We start from the raw sequence: 18536 nt of genomic DNA on the forward strand, positions 1-18536 counted from the left end.
TGCGGTCGAGAGGACTCGAACCTCCACGGGGGTTAGCCCACACGGACCTGAACCGTGCGCGTCTGCCAATTCCGCCACGACCGCGTATCATGTTCATCGCTTCTAGGAGACAAACTCTTATCAGCGGCGACAAGATATATAATATCACGCCAGGTAAATCGAGTCAACACTTTTTTAGAACTTGATTAAAAACCTGTTTTTCGGTTAAAATAAGAACATAAGTTCTCATTCAATAACCATTTTCTATATAAAGGCGGTGATGTTGATGGCCATACCGGCTGTTACGACAGAAGAACGAGCATTGATCAAGAGTTACCTGCTGCTGATGTTCATCCATAAGGTGTTTGAAAGGGATTGCCGAATCATTCAGGAGAGCGGTGTCTTCAAGAGCCCACAATTGTATGTAGAAGTTGTGGGGAACGGAGCCAAGCGTGCTGCTGTGCTTCTTCGTGAGGTGAAGCAGGAATTCACCAAGCGGGCGATCAAGGTGTATGATATTGGGCAAAACCAGGATGGAATCCAGGCGCGATATGCATGCCGGGGTTACATTGGTTCGATGAACATTCTATGGCCATCCTTCCGTGAGGAGATGATGGACCGCATGCGAGCCTATCTTGGCCTAGTCTCGCCCGAGACCGAGTCCTCCGAGCAAGCCCATCCTCCTGCCGCTGTTTCCGCCCGCTAAATCGCCGCCCTTTAAACAGAGAATAACCGTCTCCCCCACTGAACAAGAATGCTCCGGTTGAGACGGTTATTGGTAACACGTGAATCAATGAAGATTATGCTGTATGCGGGTCAGTCCCTGCGAGAGAGCATGTCCTGCACTGGCGGCAGACGCCACGGCTACAGCCTCCATAATCTGAGCATCCGAGGCTCCCTTCGCACGGGCTTCCTCCATATGATAGAAGGTGCACAGCTCATTATTGGCAAACAGTCCGATCCCGAGCGCGATCAGCTGCTTCGTTCGCTCATCCAGCTCGCCATCCTGAAAGCACACGCCGGTGAACTGATGATACGCCTCTGCCATCTCCGGCATGCTCTGCTTCAAATTCAGAATTTCATTCTTATAAGCCGAGACCTTGTCATTGGACATTTCCATAACCCAAAGCACCTCTTCCACAAAAATTTGATGCGAGGTTAAGTTGTCCGACAAGTTCGAGATCTATGCCTACTCCTACTCTTCGATCGGGCTTACTCTTGGATCTTTTTTAAGCTGGTAGCTGTAGCGGCGATCCAATTTAACGACCCGCCGGTTTCTGCGGCGTATAATGACCTGCTCCGGGTCCCAGGCGACAACAAAGCCTATAATATCATTGGACTCCAAGCCATCTCGCACAACCCGAACCAATTCGCCGGAGAGCCGCAGCTCATCGAGTCTTTCATCGCTAATCATCACCATACCTCCTCCATAAACGTACTCTGCAAAAAAAGACCTAAATGAGATCATTTAGGTCTTTTGAATGCGTTGCGATATCGACAAACATCCCGACTAAGAGATGTTCTATATACCCATTAACGCTGTGCCGGCTCGATGCTGTCATTCTTCTCGTACCAAAAATCCAGAACGGTTGAAGACATGACACGCTTCTCGATATATTCTACCTGCTGAGGCGTAAACTGTTCCTTCCATTCGAAGGAAACCTCCTCACACAATCCGGCAATCGTCAGCAGTTCTGACCAGGCAACATAGCGTTTGTACCAGAAAAACTGAGGATGTTCAATCATATAGGGATATAGATCATCAAACTCCGTATGTTTACAATCCAAAGCACGTTCAAAATGTACCTTTGCTTCATTCAGCTTCTCGATCAAAAACGGCTCGGTTACAGGTTGTTTCCCCATGGTGCTGCCTCCTCTCTCTTGCCTACCTCTTTATTATAAGCGAAAATCACGGAGGCGAAAAGATTTTGTTGTGATTTTAGGCAGGAATCCAATGAACATCGACTACGAATTGCCATTTTTCCACTTCCCCAAAGCTAGGTGGAATCGTTCATGACTTAAGGCCTAATCCGTAGTTGCTCTATCGCTAACATGCCAAAGAAGATGCTAAGTTTTAGCTGAACGTAATCTTCCCGTCCTCAAGTGACGAGATGGTAACAAGCGATTCCACATGAACATTCTGTTCGCGCAGCGTTCGTGCACCGGCCTGGAAGCTCTTTTCAATCACAACGCCAAGCCCGATTAATTCCGCCCCTGCTCGTTCAATAATCTTGATCAGGCCTCTTGCAGCGTCCCCGTTCGCGATAATGTCATCAATGAAGAGTAACTTATCCTCTTCACCGATAAACTGGCGCGATACCATAATGTCCGTGACAATGCCCTTGGTAAAAGACGGAACCCGCTCACACAAGGCGTCTGGATCGGCAAGCAGCGTTTTTTTGCGCCGGGCGAATACCATTGGAACTCCCAATTCCAGCGCCGCGGCAAAAGCAACAGAAATGCCGGAGGATTCCAACGTTATAACCTTGGTCACACCGCTTTCTTTAAATCTCACCGCGAATTCCCGACCCATACCCATAATTAAAGCCGGATCTACTTGATGCGTCAGCAAAGCATCCAGCTTCAGCACCTGATCCGACAACACGACACCTTCTTTGATGATCCGCTCCTTCAACCAATCCATCCAAAAGACCTCCCACGATTCCTTTGTCGTAAAAGTAACATATTCCACCCTATACGGCAAGTACAAACGGGGACTCCGTCATTTAACTGTACGGTTTCCGTCACAATTCCTGACATGGATCTCCGTTACCTGGCACTAACCCTTGTCATGCCTACGGCAAAGGACCTGGACAGGTAGGAGTCATGTCCCAGCTGAGCCAAGCATACCTTGTACTATGCAGAACGATTAACTTTCAAGGGGGATGCGGGGCTTGCGTAAATCTATTCGTGTTTTACAGATCGCCTTTACATATATCGGAACCATCGTCGGCGCTGGCTTTGCGACCGGACGGGAAATCCTTCAATTCTTTACCCAATATGGACACTGGGCTACACTGACCATTCTGCTTACGACAGGATTATTCATTTGGCTCGGCACGAAAATCATGACAATATCCAGACGGATCGGGGCCAAATCATTTGAGGACTTGAATAAATTTCTGTTTGGAGAGAAAGCCGGCGTCTGGATCAGCCTCTTTATGTTTGTCATTCTGCTCGGGGTGAACAGCATCATGCTTGCCGGCGCTGGCTCTGTTTTTGTGGAGCATCTGAACATGAGCTATCAGACCGGGTTGTTTGTCACGATGATCGGAACCTATTTCATTCTCAGAAAAGGCATCCAGTCCATCATGACGATGAATAGTCTTGTCGTGCCCATGATGCTGACCTTATCGCTTGCGATTATTTCTCAGACGATTCAGACACCGGGTGCCACCCGATTCTTAACCTTGACTACGGACCATAGCCTGCCTGCGGTTTGGCTGGCGCCACTGCTCTACACCGCCTTTAACCTGGTCATGGCGATGCCGGTGCTGGTCCCGCTCGGCAGCCAGACCGAAAGTGCGCGCACGGTAACCTGGGGAGGCATCATTGGAGGAACAGGCGTAGGGTTTATGCTGATGGCAGCGCATTTTGCGTTGTCCGCCCACATGCCCGGCATCGCCCAATTCGAAATCCCGATGGGCAGCATCGCCAACCAACTGGGCTGGCTGGTACAGATCATCTATCTCATTCTGATCTTCCTTGAAATTTTCAGCACCTTCGTGGCCAATATTTACGGGATTACCCTGCAGGCTCAGCAGCGAACCTCGCTCTCGCCCAGAGTCATTACCCTTGGCATTATGGTGTTCTGTTATTTCTTCAGCCAGTTCGGGTTCAGTTCCCTGCTCTCTCTCCTCTACCCGATGTTTGGGGGACTGTGTCTGCTCTGGGTGCTCCGACTGACTTTGTTCGGAATCCCCGATATCAGGGGGAAATAAAGGGGCTTTCCCAAAGGTATGATAAACCTGCCCATGGGAAGCCCCTTCTTATGGCTACATCGTGATCAATTGTGCATTGGGTATGCGTTTCATGGTTTGCTCCGCTACATGTCGATGACACGTCATCATCACGACTTGTCGGTCTTGCGACAACTCCGCGAGAAGCTCGAGCGCATGTCCGAGCCGTTCCCCGTCAAAATTAACAAACAGATCATCAAGCAATAACGGCAACCCCGCCGCATGTGGCATCGATTGGATCAGACCGAGCCGCATCGCCAGATATAACTGCTCCGCCGTGCCGCGGCTTAGTCTGCTGCTCTCCACCAATTCACCAGTCGGGCGCTCTGCCAGCAGGCTCTGATCTCCCATCCGCATAACCATTCGGCTGTACATGCCGCCGGTCAGCATGGAGAAGTAGCCGGAAGCCAGCTGCAGCACCTGCGGCTGTTTCTCTTCCTCGTACATGCGGCGTGTACGTTTGATAAATTCGGAGGCCATCGAACGTACCGCATATTGGGAGACTACTTCCCGCAGGGCGGATCGCTGCTCCTCCAGCTGCTGCAGGGCGGAATCCTGGTTTCCCGCAGCTTCCAGTGACTCTCTCTCCTGAAGCAGCCGCCCCCGCCGTTCCTGAAGCTCGTCCCGCAGGTGGAGCGCGGCGGATACGTCTTCTTCCTTCTTGAAACATTGCGCTTCAAGTTCCGCAGCATCCGTCAGCTCCAGCAGCTGTTCAAGCTGCCGGCGACCCGCATCATCCCAGCCGCTGAACATGGTAATTTCGTGATGGCGGATCGTGCGAACAAGCTCCTCCCGGCGTTTCGCAGCAGCTCCCATACGAAGAAAGGTTTCTTCGTCTGCCGATTGGGACGATGCAATCAGAGCCGCTTTACGCAGCTGCAGCCCTTCCCGCTCTTCTTCTATCGCAGCCCCCTCTTTGCGAAGCTCTTGAATACGCTCTGCAAGGACCTTCTTCTGTCTCGAATCCTCTTGATAGATCTTCCATCTGGAATGGACGTTGCCGAGCTCAGCGATGGCTGGGATTCGGCTGCCGTTAGCGTCTCCTTGGGGATCCGCCGCAAAGATCTCATGGCATTGGATGATATAACCCTCCGCCTCTTTTAACAGAACATCCATTTTCAGGCCAAGCGATTTTTGCTGCCGGATCAGCTCCTGCCCCTGCTCAACTTTGACGAATACGTCCAGCATCACGTCAGGCGACAGACTCTGCGGGAGTGATCGGGACATAAGCCAAGCCTCCCACTGCCGCTCCAGCTCCAAATATCGCTTCTCTTCCTGATCGATGGCGCCCTGAACCGTTTGTAATTCAGCCTGTTGCAGCGCAGCCTTCTCCTCAGCCGCCGCACCATCGGACGTCAATCGATCGAGCCGCTGCCGCCATGCTTGCCAGCCTTCCATCACAGATCGGAGCTCGCGCATCTGGGCCTCCACCATGAAGGGGTCGCGAGCCAGTACAACGCTTTTGTCCCTTCGACTGCCCGGAATCGTGCTCACTGCTGCTGCCGCGTAAGGGGCTGAGACCAGCCTGGAATAGAGATGATCAATATGTTCCATTCCCTGCCCATCTAGATTATGGGTCTCATTTGAAACAGAACCATGAACCTCCCGACCACGTTGACCGCTCCAGAATACGTAGCCCATGCCGAGCAGCATCACGAAGCCTGAGATCACGGCAGCTTCCGTGGTTGACGTCCATAACAATACGGCTACCAACAGGAATGTCATAACAGCCATTCCCGCCAGCAGACCCCCGTACATCCGAGGTAATCGGCCCCTCCCCGATTTGCGCGTGGAAACAGGCTCTGGCTGAGTCCGGGTCAATCGCCGCTCACGCCAACGCTCGATCTCCAGCTGCAGCTGATTCCACAGTGCAGCGGTCTCCTGAGGCGCTGCCGGCTGAATCATGGCAAATGCCTCTTGTCCCCGATCCATTTCCTCGCGTTGCTGCCGCCTGGCTTCCCGCAGCGCCGATTCGGCTGCCGCCGCCGAACGCTGGGCCCCGCGCAGTTCAATGAACAGCGCCTCCATCCGGCGATCATACCCGGCAAAGGCCGCACTGATTCGCCGGACCTCCTCGCGCTCCGAAGCGGATACCGATAGAGCCAGCAGCTCTTGCCGGGTCCATGCTGGATCGATATCCCGGAGCAGCTGTTCCAGCCGGATCTCCTGAGATTTGTATTCGGCCGTCAGTTCGGCAAGCTCCCGGTTTGCGGCTTCATGCATACTTCGTTTCGCCCAAAGCTCCTCAATCCGTTCGCCATACTGTTCCATGAACGCATTCAGGGGGAGGGCTCTCAGCTTGTCCTCCACGTCATCGATTGCCCGCTCGACGCGGATGGACTGGGCGAGGAGAAGACGCTCTTCCTCCTGCATCTTTTCGTAACGGGGGATACCATCCGGAGGAAAGTTGTCACTGTCCATCAGATCCTTGAGTTCCAACCTGGCCTCACGCCATTCCAGCCAGGCCGGACGAATGTCCTGCGCTTTTCGAAGCAGCGACAAATCCTCCGCGTCCCTGGTGCGATCCTGTTCCAGTAGATTCAACCGTTCCTGTATTTCCAGAATGGATGTAACGGTCTCGTTATAGCGGGAAACGTACGTCTTGCTCTCCACAACCTGGGTTCTTAAATGCTCGATGGATTGCAGCAGCTTGGCGGTATGCTGAACCTTTCCGCGCGGCTTATACAGCTTGTCCATCTCCTGGGACAACTTACGTTCCGCTTCCAGTATATTGGCCCCGCCGCCGATTCCGGCATGAAACAGGTAACCGCTCATCTCGGCAGATTGCAGACTGCGGATTTCCTGTAGCTCGCTTAACGAGATGGCAAACAGCTGACGAAACATATCCCTGGACACGCCGCCCAATGCATATTGCTCCAGTTCCTGCTGACCAAGCTCGATCACGATCCCGTTATCCGCTAGTTTATGAATATGTACACGCTCGCCCCTGCTGGTGGCTGAATTTCCTTCTCTGGGCCGATTGTAGCGCCGGACCACCCAAGGTACTCCCTCCTTATCCAGAAAGCGCAGCTCGCCACCATGAACGCCTTCCCCCGAAGGCTCGCCGCGTTCTGCCGGCGAGCCCTTCCCCGGGAATCCGTACAGCATGGCTCGGATAAAATAAAGGACACTGCTCTTTCCCGCTTCATTCGGCCCATACAGCACGGTCACAGGTGCATCTATCGCAAGGCTCTTGTCCCGGACAGCTCCGAAGCCTTGAATGTTCATCCGCTCTAGTCTCATGTTCCGACACCTTCCCCTTGTGAACGGTCGCGCAGCAATAAGCCTAAGGTCAGTTCCTCCGCTCTGCGAACCCATTCCAGCAGTTCCTCCGGATGGATCTCGTCCAGCAAGGAACGGAGCTCCGCATGCTCCAGCAGAGGCTCCAAGCTCTTCGCAACAACCCCGTCAGGGTCTTGAACCCGTCCCTGTTCCCCTCGAACAAGACGTAGCAAGTCCCCTGCAAAGCTGTCTTCCGCAAGCAGCCTCTCGGTATCGATCGCGTCCCCAGATTGAAGGGAGAAGCTCTCGATCCAGACGCATCCCCGATAGCCGCATGACCGCCCCTTCGCGGCTTCTCTTCTCCGCAGATCGGTCAGCAGCTCATCGAGCACATATCCGCCTTCAAGCTGACGATGAACCGGACCTCGTCCCGTAATCCGAACGCGGATCATGCTAAGCCCATCCGCGTACGCTGTGGCTATTTGGGTGAGCATGGATTCCAAAGCGCGTCTCCATTCATCGACATCCTGATAAGAATCAAGTGGCGCTTCAACGATGTGCCAGCGCATGGAATCAAGCTCATGGAAGCTCAGCTTCGAATTCAAGCTCCCATCCACATCGACGATATAACATCCTTTGGGTCCCGTCTCCCGGACATGACGTCCCTGGATATTGCCCGGATACACAATATAAGGAGATTCCTGCAAGATTCGACGGGAGTGAATATGCCCAAGCGCCCAGTAATGAAATCCGGCCTGGATTAGATCCCTTTTTGTACAGGGTGCATAGGTTTCGTGCTGGGGATCCCCATCCACGTTCGCATGCAGAAGTCCGATATGGTAGAGTCCGGATGACGGAGCAGGATAACGTATCGCAATATTATCGGTGACCTTCGAGGTCGGATACGACATCCCGGTAATGACCGCCACTTCTTGATGATCCGAGCGGCGAACGGCCGTTACGCTTGCAGGCTCCGCCCCAAACACATGGACATGGGGAGGCAGCGTCATAGTAAGCTTGGTGCTGTCCAGCGGATCATGATTTCCATGGATCACGTATAGCGCAATCCCTTCCATTCCCAGACGGTTAAGGGACTCCAGGAAGCGAAGCTGCGCGCGCAGCGAGATGTTGGAGCTATCATATATGTCCCCGCTGATGACGATAAAATCAACATGCTGGTCGATGGCGAGTTGCACGAGCCGCTCCAGCGCACGGAAGGTCGATTCCTGAACGAAAGACCGCAGGTTGTCATCGAGACCGCTGATCCCGATAAACGGACTGTCCAGATGTAAATCCGCAGCATGAATAAATCGAAAAGAAGCCATAACCGATCCCTAACTCTCTATCTTAGGTTGAAATTTCAAATACATTTTTTTCAGTTCATTTACGGATCTGGACAGGGAGTATTGACTCTTCGCCTTATCCGAAGCGGTCCGGGCAAGCTCATAACGGTAGAGTGGATCACTGATGACCTTCTCGAGCGCAACGCTGAGTGCTATCGGATCCTCCGGAGGTACAAGCAAGCCGTTTACCCCATCCTCGATCTGCTCCGCGATGCCGCCGACATCGGTGCCTACCAGCGCAAGGCAACTAAGCGCCGCTTCCGCGAACACCGAGCCAAACGCCTCCGCTCTCGAAGGCAGGACAAAGATATCAAAGAACGGCATAAACTCCTCGGGATGCAGCGTATATCCGTAAAAAATCGTCTCCTGGTAGATGCCGAGCGTTTTGGCCATCTCCTCGAGCTCCTGACGGGAAGGTCCGTCGCCGATAATATGAAGGACGTAATCATAGCCTTTGCGTTTCAGTTCCGCGCAGGCTTGGAGCAGAATGTCCAATCCTTTTGCAGGCACCAGACGGCATACCGTAATCAACTGCGGCACCGCATTTTCATGAGGCACCGGTTTAAATCTTTTATCATCAAATCCGTTATGGATAACCCCGATGGATTCGGGCGTATTCACGTAGGGAGCCATGTAATCCTTGAAGGAGCTCGACACTGTCAACAGACGGTCGCTGATATACTCAAGCTCCTTATATAGAGAGACCAGGAATCTGTGCTCCAGCCCTCCCTCTTTGATTCTTCCGTTCAGGATGAGCTCGCGCTCGTAACTGGAATGCACGGTCTGGATGAGCGGAACCTCAGGGAATACGGCTTTCATCGACATGCCTGCAATCGGATGATGACTATGGATAAGATCATAAGGCTTTTGCAGACGCAGACGTGTCCACCACAGATAATCCCGGTAGGTTTGAAGGTATTTGGCTACAATCGCACTCCCTTTGAACTCTTTCCAATCAAAGGTGTGGAATATCGGATCCTCCTGGCCTTTGTTGCGGATCCGCTTGGGCAGCCAGAACATCTCCATCTCCCAACGGGATGAATGAAAACGCTCCTGCAAATAAGGAATCATGGACGAGACGCCGCCTGGCTGTTCAGGAGGGAAGAATAACGCTTGAAGAAGTTTCATGGGGGTCCCCCTTTCTCTAAATCTCTTTTCAGATTCATTCTTTTTCGATATGATATATTAGAACATATGTTTCATACAAAGGAAACCTATCCCTACTCAGGAGTGAATCGATTTGTCCTATGAATTGAGTTACTGGTCCACTTCTCCACTACCTACCATATTTGCTGTATGCGGAGCTTATATCGCGCTTATGATGCTGATCATGTGTCTCTTTATGTACAGCAAGCAACGCAAGAATGCTTACATATATATGGCGGCAGCCTTCCTCTTCATTATGACATACGAGGGTCTGAACATCCATTCGGCTTGGAGTGGAAAATCTGTTTTTTCACCGGAATCGGACGTCCTTCGTTTCATTCAGCTTTTTTCGTTTGTCCTGCTGAACGTCTCGATTGTCATGCTGTACCGTAGAGTCAAGACCATGCATTATTGGCTTCCCTTGTTGTCAGCCCTACTTCTTATGCTTCCGCTCATTCTTCCCTCATTTCTTCCTTACACCCTGGACCCGATATGGCAAAGCATATATTTTGATGGTTTTCAGCTCGTTGCGCTCTATCTGGCTTATACCAAAGTCACCCCGCGGATCGGACAACCGATCAAATATGCGATTGGACTTGCCATCTACGCCATCTCGGCTATCCTGCTATCCATACATACCTATTCTGGCAGTCTGTCGCCTGCGCTTCAGGGACTCGCACTCGCCCTGCCGGTGTTCTTCTATAGCATCGTGTTCTTCATCCTGTTCAGACGCATTGTCGAGCTGATGCAGTCCATCTACCGGTCAGCCATTACGGACGGATTGACAGGACTCTACAACCGCAGGCATTTTATGAAGTATCTGGACCATTACGCGTCTCAGGAATTGAAGATATCCGCTATCTTTTGCGACATCGACAATTTCAAGAAGCTGAATGATACCCAGGGCCATGCCAGAGCCGATGAAGTGCTGAAGCAGGTCGCCGCCATTATGGAGGAAGAGCTTGATGGTATCGGGATTACCGGGCGGTATGGTGGCGAGGAATTAGTCGCCCTGGTGGTTGACCGTAAAGTCAAACCCGCGCAGGTCGCCGAGAACATCCGAGCCAGAGTGGCAAGCGAGAGCATCGTCACCATCAGTATCGGTTACAGCGTACTGCGCAAAGGCGTTCGCGGTGATGAACTCATGAAACAGGCCGACAAAGCGATGTATCATTCCAAAACGACCGGCAAAAACAAGGTATCCGATTACCGCTCCTTAAAAACCTCATCTACCGAATCAACGGAATCCGCCGGATAACACTGGCGCAGGCTGCCCACTATATGAAGTGGGCGGTCTTTTTTTTGCTTGACATTTCTTTACTACGCCCTCGGCAACATGATAAACTAATGACCGATTCCTTAAAGCCGGAGAAGAAATGACTATATAGATTGAACTAATGAAGAGAAGAACCTCAACGGAGAAGGCGGAATTATTCTGGAGAAGCGGTAGCGGTCGCCTTTGCACCCGGATTTCAACCATTTATAATGGATTGATAGATATCTGGGGGCAACAGCGATCGGAAGAATAATCCGTATTCGTAGTGATGCTCGGGCTAAGAATCTTTAGTTCAACTTATATAACTGGGATTTTTCACCTATCCATTGAATCATGTACCCTAATCTAAAGAAGGAGCAGTATAACAAATGAGAAAGGAACTATTGCCTGTTGGCTTTGTCACCAGCATGAATGATATTCTTGGGGATGCCTCGTGCGATTTTTGGGACAGCTATGATTTCCCCCGAACCCACGGGCTGCGTCTTAACCGGCTGAAAGCGGTTCATGCCGCAGACAGCGTAAAAAAACTCATCCGGCAATTTGAGCTGACGCCAGTGCCCTGGTGTGATACCGGATACTATTATGATGAAAGACTGCGTCCAGGCAAACACCCCTATCATGCCGCTGGACTATATTATATTCAGGAGCCCTCGGCAATGTCCGCAGTCGAGCTGTTGAATCCTCAGCCGGGAGAGACCATCCTGGATCTTGCGGCAGCTCCCGGCGGCAAGACCAGCCATATTGCCTCCAAGATGATGGGCCGGGGACTGCTCGTCTCCAATGAGATCCATCCCGAACGGGCGCGGATTCTGGCCGAGAACGTGGAACGTATGGGAATCATGAATACAGTCGTTACGAGTGCGGCGCCGGATCAGCTATCCCGCCGTTTCGTTGCCTGCTTTGACCGGATCATGCTCGATGCACCATGCTCCGGTGAAGGCATGTTTCGAAAGGATGCCGCAGCAATTGAGGAATGGTCGCCTGAACATGTGGATCTATGCGTTGCCCGGCAGTGGGACATTGTCCAGGAGGCGTACCGGATGCTTAAACCGGGAGGAACTCTGGCTTATTCCACCTGTACATTCAACACGGCCGAGAATGAAGAGATGATGGAGCGCATTCTTTCGCAGTATCCCGATATGGAACTGCGTGAAATGAAGCGGTTGTGGCCCCACTTGGAACGGGGGGAGGGGCATTTTGTTGCCATCTTGGTCAAAACGGCGGCTGCCGAAGCTTTACATGAAGACCTCGATTACTCCGCGGTCAGAAGTAAATCCCCGGCAAAATCAAATCGAGGCAGCAAACAAACGCCTGCGCCATCCGCTATGGCTGAATATCAGGCTTGGGCGAAGCAGGACATCCCAGGATTTGAGCTTAACGGCGGTACTCCGATATTGTTCGGTGAGGAGCTGTACTGGCTTCCGGCCAGCGAGAGCTTGGCATGGAATGACAAGCAGCTAAAGGGATTGAAGTTGCCGCGCGCAGGTCTGCATCTGGCTCATCTGAAGAAGAATCGCGTCGAACCGGCGCATGCCCTTGCTATGTCCTTGCATCCTGGCCAAGCTGCCCGCAGCTGGGATCTGCCTTCAGATTCTGCCGAGACAGCTGCTTATTTGCGGGGAGAAGTACTCTCCATTCCTTCCAAATACCGGGGATGGACGCTTGTAACCTCGGATGGATTACCTCTGGGTTGGGGCAAAGCCAGCGGCGGACAGCTCAAGAATCACCTGCCCAAAGGCTTGCGTAATCCCAAGTAACGCCCATTTCTAAAACCCATACAGAACCGTATAGATCGAAACCATCGTTAAAACGGATAAGCTTCCGAATTCAGCAGTCTGATTAAATATGTACAAAGGGGCCATCTCTCTGCAACAACATGCAGGGAGTATAGCCCCTTTATTTATAAAACTTTATCTGGCCATCTAAATCTGATCAACTGATCAAAAATCATAGGCTGCGTCTTTGGCCTCCTGGATCGCGGGCACCACATTCAAATGCATTACCGTGTCCTCGACCAGACGCTCAATGCGAAAGAGGATATCGTCATTCACGATTTCATTGCGGTGAAAGTCCTTTTCTTCAATAAACACGTACGTTGGAACGATATGCGCCTTCATATAGGACAGAATCGGCTTTAACTGCTGCTCGATCATCAGAAAATGTCTCGCGGACCCCGCCGTTGCCAGCATACTGACGACACGCCGCGAAAGCGTTCACCGGCAATAAGTCGAAAACGTTCTTGAGCGTCGCCGGGATGGAAGCCTGGAAGGTAGGCGTACCGATGATGAGGGCATCTGCCGCCATAATTGTTTCGGCTACATAGCGGGTATCCCCCTCATATTCCCGATAATTCCGGCCATCGCCAAAAACAAGGTTGTGTTCAGCTAAATCCAGCAAGATCATCTCGGCATCCGGATATTTATCGCGAGCAGCTATCAGCGTATAATTCATCGCCGTTGGTACTCGAAATGGAAAAGGTCAGGGGATTAGCGGCCAAGGCGATACTGCTGACGGGGAACATATAGAGGCAGAGGCTGAAGATACATTTTAATTAAGTGAACCCCCTTAAGGTAGATATTGTTGGAAACCCATATGGGAAACCAATGATTCTTTAAGGGGATTTTATGAGGAAAAAGCCATTAAACCAACGCCGTGCGGACTGTGATTCCGCTATTTGTAAACAAAGGTGCTAAACATAAGGTTAAGCGGACACAGGTTCCGCAATTGCCGGTATATCACCGCAAAATCAGGGGAAAACCGAGAATAACGGATTCTGTGTCCACGAATCCTTGAATTTGGTACAGTTGTTGGCAAATAGCGGACCTCCTGTCCGCATACATCAGAGTGCACACGGCCGCCTGTATTCCAATTCCACATCCAGCGTACCCGTACCTGGTTTAAAGCCTGTTTTTTTAATCAGCAGGGTGGTTTCCCCATCCGTTGCACTCATCATCGGCATCCATGATTTCATTCCGGAAACGGTCTTTTTAACGGGAATTAAAAAATCCCAATGGCCTTTTTAGATTTAAGGCTCTCCCTTACTTCCAGCCCCATTTTTGAAAGATTTGATGAGATTCTTCCGTTCTTAAATAATCAATAAATTGCTGTGCCTCTTTTTTCTGATCGGTGATTTTCGTCAGGGAGATCGGCGTTCCACGATAGAGCTTTTCTTCTTCGGGTAGTTCGACTAGGTAGGTCACATCCTTGAGCCGGTAATGCCACGATTCATAGGTAATCCAGGCATCCAGGCTGGAATTCGATTTCCATCGTTCAATGGCTTCGGCACTCGACTTTACAGAAAGGTTAATATTTTGGGAAATGCCTTCGATCAGCCCTTTTCTGCCTGCCAGGTCTTCCCACAGGCCAAGCTGGCCAGCCCCATTCACATCGATTATTTTTACTCCCTTTTTCGTTAAATCCTCCAGGCTTTCAATCTTCTTAGGATTTCCTTTCCTCACCAATATTCCTGCAGCGCGCGGGTAAAGCTCCGTTCGTGATTTAGTGTCGATCATTTCGGGGTGGTTGAAGATGAAGTCCTGCATCATGTACTCGGAACCACCGAAAATAATATCTGCATCTTGCTTTGCCTTGCCGATCCAATTCCCCTCTGGTCCCGCTGTTACTTCCACTTTGATTCCCGTTTCAGCTGAAAAATGTTCAGCAGCTTCCTTGATCGGTCCAAGTGGTCCGCCCGGTCCGTACACCCGGATGACATGATCACTTTGGCTGGAATTTGGTGTCGCCTGGGACGCCGGCTTAGGATCCATTTCTGCATAGGCTGACAATCCCGCAGCCGTAATGACAAAGAGCAGTAGAGCTGATAGGAACACGGTCTTCTTCATGATTCTTCCTCCATTTCATACATGATATTTACCGGTATTATTAAAGGAAACGAAGGGAGGCTGTATACGGTTTGATTATAATTGCAAAACAGTTCGAAAGTTTCATAAATCTATTAAAATTAGTCTGGTGAAGAATAAATAAAGGTACATTCGCTGAATTAACAAATTATCCACAAATAGGGGTCCTGCCATTTAAACATAAATAAAGAAGAAGCTCATCACTTGCTCACGTTTATTAGACAAAATCATTATATATTTTTTTCGAACCGCTAAGACATTTCGTTCGTTAGCTGATATGAGATGTATTTTTATCCTATAGGAGGTTGTTTGATGATAATAAAAAATCGATTCATCACCGTGCTATTCAGTCTGGTTATTTGCGCAGGATTTGTTCTGCCAGTAAGCAGTGCATCCGCCGCAGAAGGGAAGTTCACAGTGAAATCCGATGTGGATACAGCCAGAGAGCTCGGTTTGCTCCAAGCAGACGGAAACAGTGACAATGCCGATTATTTAGCTAAAAAACCAACGAGACTGCAGGCTGCAATCACCTCACTCCTTCTTCAGGGCTACTTGGAGGAAGCCCTTTCTTACAAAGAAAACGGCAATTTTAAAGATGCTGCCCTTGTCGACACTGAAAACCAGGCTATCCTATCTTACCTCAAAAACCACCCGGAGCGTGGATGGGCAGGCACAACGGGAAACATGTTCGACCCATTAGCCGAAATCAGCGCCCAGCAATTTTATAAAGTACTACTGGAGGTCCTTGGATACGGGATTGGGAAAGATTTTAATTATGCGGATACTCTATCGTTTGCAGCCTCTAAAGGCCTTATGCAAATTGCCAACGCAGCCACTCTGACGAACACCGATATTGCAACGGCGCTTGTGGAAGGATTGTCAGCGACGTCAGCCAGAAACAATACGCTGTTTTCTGAGCTTCAGGAGCGTAAAGTGCTCCCAGCCGACGCTAAGCTCCCTTCGGGCGAACGGATTACGCTGCGTAGTGACGCCAAGCTGGGTACATATTTTGCCGATAAGACAGGACGCACGCTTTATTTCTTCACCAAAGACGCCGAAAACACGAATGCCTGCCAAGGTAAATGCATCGAAAACTGGCCGCTTTTCTACTCGGAGGATCTGCAGGTTCCCGCAGAGCTGAATACCGCTGACTTCTCCGTATTGACCCGTACGGACGGCACCAAACAGCTGGCATACAAAGACTGGCCCCTCTATTATTTTGCAAAAGATATGGCAGGTGGCGATGTAAAAGGAGAAGCATTTGGAGGCGTCTGGTTCGTCGCCAAGCCCGATTATACCGTTATGCTCGGGACTTCTTCCAAGCTGGGCAACTATTTGACTGACGACCATGGGCGTACACTTTATTACTTCGATAAGGACGTACCGCAAACAAGTACATGCGAAGGCAAGTGCATCGACAATTGGCCGGCTTATATGGCTACCGGAAACAGTGCGCCTACAGGAATCGCTAGCTCCGACTTCAGCACGATCACCCGTTCGGACGGACGCAAGCAATTGACGTACAAAGGGTATCCGTTATACTACTTCGCCAAGGATCAAGAGCACGGCGCAACCTCCGGACATGATTTCAACCAGCTTTGGTTCGTAATCGATCCGGCCAAATTCGACGGGACAACGGCCGCAAAAGCTTCCGGAACGCCAGCAGCACCGGGATCAAGTAATTTACAAAAAAAATTTGAACCTTCCATTAACGGGAATGGAAATTTTCTTGTTAACGCAACGATTGGCCCCATTCAGGATTGAAAACAGTGATTGGTCTCGGTAAGGCGTGCTGACAACCTGGTCAGGCACAGTGCGAAACAGTGCGCACAGCTCGAGGCTGGATCATAATTGTCTCAAATGGCAATCGTTTCCCGGTTGCCATTTTTTTTTGATAGGATAAAAATAGAGCTTTAAATGAAATCACCTGGAGGCACGGTATGCAGAATCTTTCCGATTATGAACTCATGCTTCTAATAAAATGCAGGCAACACAATGCATTATCCAACTTGTACGACCGGTATTCATCGCTCGTCTATTCCTTTGCGCAGAAAGCGATCGGGGACGAATCGGCTGCGAGGGAAATCGTTCAGGCCGTCTTCCTTCGTCTGTGGACCACCCAATCCGCTTACGATCCGGATAAAGGCCGATTTACTAGCTGGCTGTTAACCATTACGCGCAATATAACGATAGATTATCTTCGTAAGAGAAGAAGAGATGGGGCAGAAGTCGTTTTTTTCGATTTGGAAAAGTTGAAGCGGATTCCCGACGAAGTTGCGGCCTCACCGGAAGACAACGCGATTCGTGAATCGGAGAAGGAGCAACTCCTCGCCGCTTACCAGCATTTGTCGGAGCAGCAAATTCAACTGATTGAGCATTTTTACTGGCAAGGCTACAGCTTAAGCGAGTTGGCTGCAATCTATAACCAGCCGCTTGGAACAATCAAGAGCCGTCTCCATCAAACATTGAAAGTATTACGCAGGTATTTGGCCTCGGAAAGGGAGGAATGATGTATGCATGAGGAAGAACAGCCAACAACCATTTGCGGCCTGATTCTGGACTATGTTGCCGGGAGTTGTAAAAATGAGGACAAACTGGTCTTCGAGCATCATCTGCCCTACTGTGATAGCTGCCGTTCGGAAATTGCTGAACTTCGTACGGTTTGGGAGGCGCTTCCGTCCGATATGGAACGATTGGAGCCCCCAAGTGATTTAAAACAACAAGTGATGGATGCCGTATTGGCGGCAGAGCCTTCACAGAACCATGATAGCGTATCCGCCCGCAAAAGACGCATACCGATTCACCGGATTCCAGCGAGTGTTACCGCGGCTGTCTTACTGGCCATTGTCCTCACCAGCTCCGTCTGGAATTACCTTCTGTATCAAAAACGAATCACGACAAGTCCCGCTTCCCTGGAGCAGGCACTGACTGTTCCAGCTGCCAAAATCGAACGACTGATTACGCTTAATCCGCAAACCGCCGCCCCTAGTGATGCTTACGGAATCGCTGGCGTGGTCGAAAACGGGCAATCCAAGCAATTCGTCGTCTATGTTTTCAAGGCAAAGGCCACAATCGGCAACGAAGCATATCAGGTCTGGCTTATCCGGGATAACAAGCGTAAGAGCGCGGGTACGTTTCGCGTCGACGACAAGGGGGTAGGCATTCTGTCAATGCCGGTTGCTTCCGAGGAGAGCCTCGTCTTCGACGGTATTGGCATCACGCTCGAGCCTGATGACCGCGGCAATCTGCCTCGCGGCACTAAAATGTTCAGCTCAACCCTGTAACAGCAACGCCGATATTCAAGAATATAAAAGGAGCTAAACTCTTCAGCTTAGCTCCTTTTTTGCCCATACCTACGAAGGCAGCCTCCGTTTTCATTCCATATATGCCGCATAAGACTAGGAATATTCCAAAAATAATAAGGCACTAATTGCAAACCCATATATTTCCTCCATTTCAGGAGCAATATGAGTGTTTCTATATTGGTTTGCAGATACATATGAATTAACATATGCTTGAGTAATCTCTCTACCCGTACTACAATCGTAACCTAGATTAAGGGGCGTTGCCCCTCTTTCGTTTAAGTGTTTTTCTTCCAGGACAAGTGCGTAATCAGCAATAAAAAGCCCTTTACAATTATAAGGCACTTCAATCCTTAACAAAGCATTCCCCATGTATTTCTTTACCATCTCAATTCCCAAGTCACCAAAATAAACATCGCGGCACATAAACGATGCACAATATCTTGTTC

Annotated in this window: 17 protein-coding genes, 1 tRNA gene and 1 pseudogene; 7 read left to right on the top strand and 12 right to left on the bottom strand. The window is 50.5% G+C overall.

What is annotated here, in order from left to right:
• Window positions 1-84 (bottom strand) — tRNA-Leu (locus ABEW73_RS01570).
• Between the two features lie 181 nt (window positions 85-265).
• Here ABEW73_RS01570 and ABEW73_RS01575 point away from each other — a divergent pair.
• Window positions 266-685 carry a hypothetical protein gene (locus tag ABEW73_RS01575; RefSeq protein WP_098747900.1) on the top strand — a complete coding sequence of 140 codons (420 nt, stop codon included), beginning with the start codon at window positions 266-268 and terminating at the stop codon, window positions 683-685.
• A gap of 84 nt (window positions 686-769) precedes the next feature.
• On the opposite strand, the gene ABEW73_RS01580 is transcribed toward ABEW73_RS01575, so the two are convergent.
• The 4 genes from ABEW73_RS01580 to ABEW73_RS01595 all read right to left on the bottom strand — a co-directional run bounded on the left by ABEW73_RS01580 (window position 770) and on the right by ABEW73_RS01595 (window position 2623).
• Window positions 770-1099: a carboxymuconolactone decarboxylase family protein gene (locus tag ABEW73_RS01580; protein WP_430105541.1), complete on the bottom strand. Its 330-nt coding sequence runs from the start codon at window positions 1097-1099 to the stop codon at window positions 770-772.
• 75 nt (window positions 1100-1174) lie between these two features.
• Window positions 1175-1393, bottom strand: coding sequence for a hypothetical protein (locus ABEW73_RS01585; RefSeq protein WP_430172396.1), 219 nt, complete (start codon window positions 1391-1393; stop codon window positions 1175-1177).
• Between the two features lie 119 nt (window positions 1394-1512).
• Window positions 1513-1842 (bottom strand): hypothetical protein, encoded by a 330-nt coding sequence (locus ABEW73_RS01590; RefSeq protein ID WP_071221736.1) that lies wholly within the window; start codon window positions 1840-1842, stop codon window positions 1513-1515.
• Between the two features lie 211 nt (window positions 1843-2053).
• The gene (locus ABEW73_RS01595) at window positions 2054-2623 is read right to left on the bottom strand and encodes a xanthine phosphoribosyltransferase (protein ID WP_430172394.1); all 570 of its coding nucleotides are present in this window, start codon (window positions 2621-2623) and stop codon (window positions 2054-2056) included.
• A gap of 250 nt (window positions 2624-2873) precedes the next feature.
• On the opposite strand from ABEW73_RS01595, the gene ABEW73_RS01600 reads away from it, so the two are divergent.
• Complete coding sequence (locus ABEW73_RS01600; RefSeq protein ID WP_430172392.1) at window positions 2874-3920, top strand: YkvI family membrane protein; 1047 nt, start codon at window positions 2874-2876, stop codon at window positions 3918-3920.
• A gap of 54 nt (window positions 3921-3974) precedes the next feature.
• On the opposite strand, the gene ABEW73_RS01605 is transcribed toward ABEW73_RS01600, so the two are convergent.
• The 3 genes from ABEW73_RS01605 to ABEW73_RS01615 are packed head-to-tail and all read right to left on the bottom strand — an operon-like array spanning window position 3975 to window position 9631.
• Entirely contained in the window at window positions 3975-7181 is a 3207-nt protein-coding gene (locus ABEW73_RS01605) for an AAA family ATPase (protein WP_430172390.1), read from the bottom strand.
• Window positions 7178-8485, bottom strand: a complete 1308-nt coding sequence (locus tag ABEW73_RS01610; protein ID WP_430172388.1) for a metallophosphoesterase family protein — start codon at window positions 8483-8485, stop codon at window positions 7178-7180. The genes ABEW73_RS01605 and ABEW73_RS01610 overlap by 4 nt, the downstream gene beginning before the upstream one ends.
• A 9-nt stretch (window positions 8486-8494) precedes the next feature.
• A complete protein-coding gene (locus ABEW73_RS01615) occupies window positions 8495-9631 on the bottom strand; it encodes a glycosyltransferase family 4 protein (RefSeq protein ID WP_430172387.1) in 1137 nt (378 codons plus the stop codon).
• 112 nt (window positions 9632-9743) lie between these two features.
• Between ABEW73_RS01615 and ABEW73_RS01620 the strand changes: the two genes are divergently transcribed.
• Together ABEW73_RS01620 and ABEW73_RS01625 are read left to right on the top strand one after the other, a co-directional pair.
• Window positions 9744-10907, top strand: a complete 1164-nt coding sequence (locus ABEW73_RS01620) for a GGDEF domain-containing protein (RefSeq protein ID WP_430172385.1) — start codon at window positions 9744-9746, stop codon at window positions 10905-10907.
• A 386-nt stretch (window positions 10908-11293) separates the two neighbouring features.
• Complete coding sequence (locus tag ABEW73_RS01625) at window positions 11294-12682, top strand: RsmF rRNA methyltransferase first C-terminal domain-containing protein (RefSeq protein ID WP_430173437.1); 1389 nt, start codon at window positions 11294-11296, stop codon at window positions 12680-12682.
• Window positions 12683-12865: 183 nt separating this feature from the next.
• Here the strand turns inward: ABEW73_RS01625 and ABEW73_RS01630 are convergent.
• From ABEW73_RS01630 to ABEW73_RS01640, 3 genes and pseudogenes are all read right to left on the bottom strand, one after another.
• Window positions 12866-13376, bottom strand: a pseudogene (locus ABEW73_RS01630) (NADPH-dependent FMN reductase).
• A gap of 388 nt (window positions 13377-13764) precedes the next feature.
• Window positions 13765-13896 carry a hypothetical protein gene (locus ABEW73_RS01635; protein WP_430206366.1) on the bottom strand — a complete coding sequence of 44 codons (132 nt, stop codon included), beginning with the start codon at window positions 13894-13896 and terminating at the stop codon, window positions 13765-13767.
• A gap of 67 nt (window positions 13897-13963) precedes the next feature.
• A complete protein-coding gene (locus tag ABEW73_RS01640) occupies window positions 13964-14767 on the bottom strand; it encodes an extracellular solute-binding protein (RefSeq protein ID WP_430173441.1) in 804 nt (267 codons plus the stop codon).
• Window positions 14768-15097: 330 nt separating this feature from the next.
• Here ABEW73_RS01640 and ABEW73_RS01645 point away from each other — a divergent pair, with 330 nt between their 5' ends.
• The 3 genes from ABEW73_RS01645 to ABEW73_RS01655 all read left to right on the top strand — a co-directional run bounded on the left by ABEW73_RS01645 (window position 15098) and on the right by ABEW73_RS01655 (window position 18069).
• A complete protein-coding gene (locus ABEW73_RS01645; protein ID WP_430173442.1) occupies window positions 15098-16549 on the top strand; it encodes a hypothetical protein in 1452 nt (483 codons plus the stop codon).
• Between the two features lie 176 nt (window positions 16550-16725).
• A complete protein-coding gene (locus ABEW73_RS01650) occupies window positions 16726-17295 on the top strand; it encodes an RNA polymerase sigma factor (protein WP_430173443.1) in 570 nt (189 codons plus the stop codon).
• Window positions 17296-17298: 3 nt separating this feature from the next.
• On the top strand, window positions 17299-18069 hold the full coding sequence (locus ABEW73_RS01655; protein ID WP_430173445.1) for an anti-sigma factor domain-containing protein: 771 nt from the start codon (window positions 17299-17301) through the stop codon (window positions 18067-18069).
• Between the two features lie 114 nt (window positions 18070-18183).
• On the opposite strand, the gene ABEW73_RS01660 is transcribed toward ABEW73_RS01655, so the two are convergent.
• On the bottom strand, window positions 18184-18474 hold the full coding sequence (locus ABEW73_RS01660) for a hypothetical protein (RefSeq protein WP_430173447.1): 291 nt from the start codon (window positions 18472-18474) through the stop codon (window positions 18184-18186).
• Between the last annotated feature and the right edge of the window lie 62 nt (window positions 18475-18536).

It is taken from the genome of Paenibacillus lautus, assembly GCF_050482385.1.
GTDB classification, from domain to species: domain Bacteria; phylum Bacillota; class Bacilli; order Paenibacillales; family Paenibacillaceae; genus Paenibacillus_AQ; species Paenibacillus_AQ lautus_B.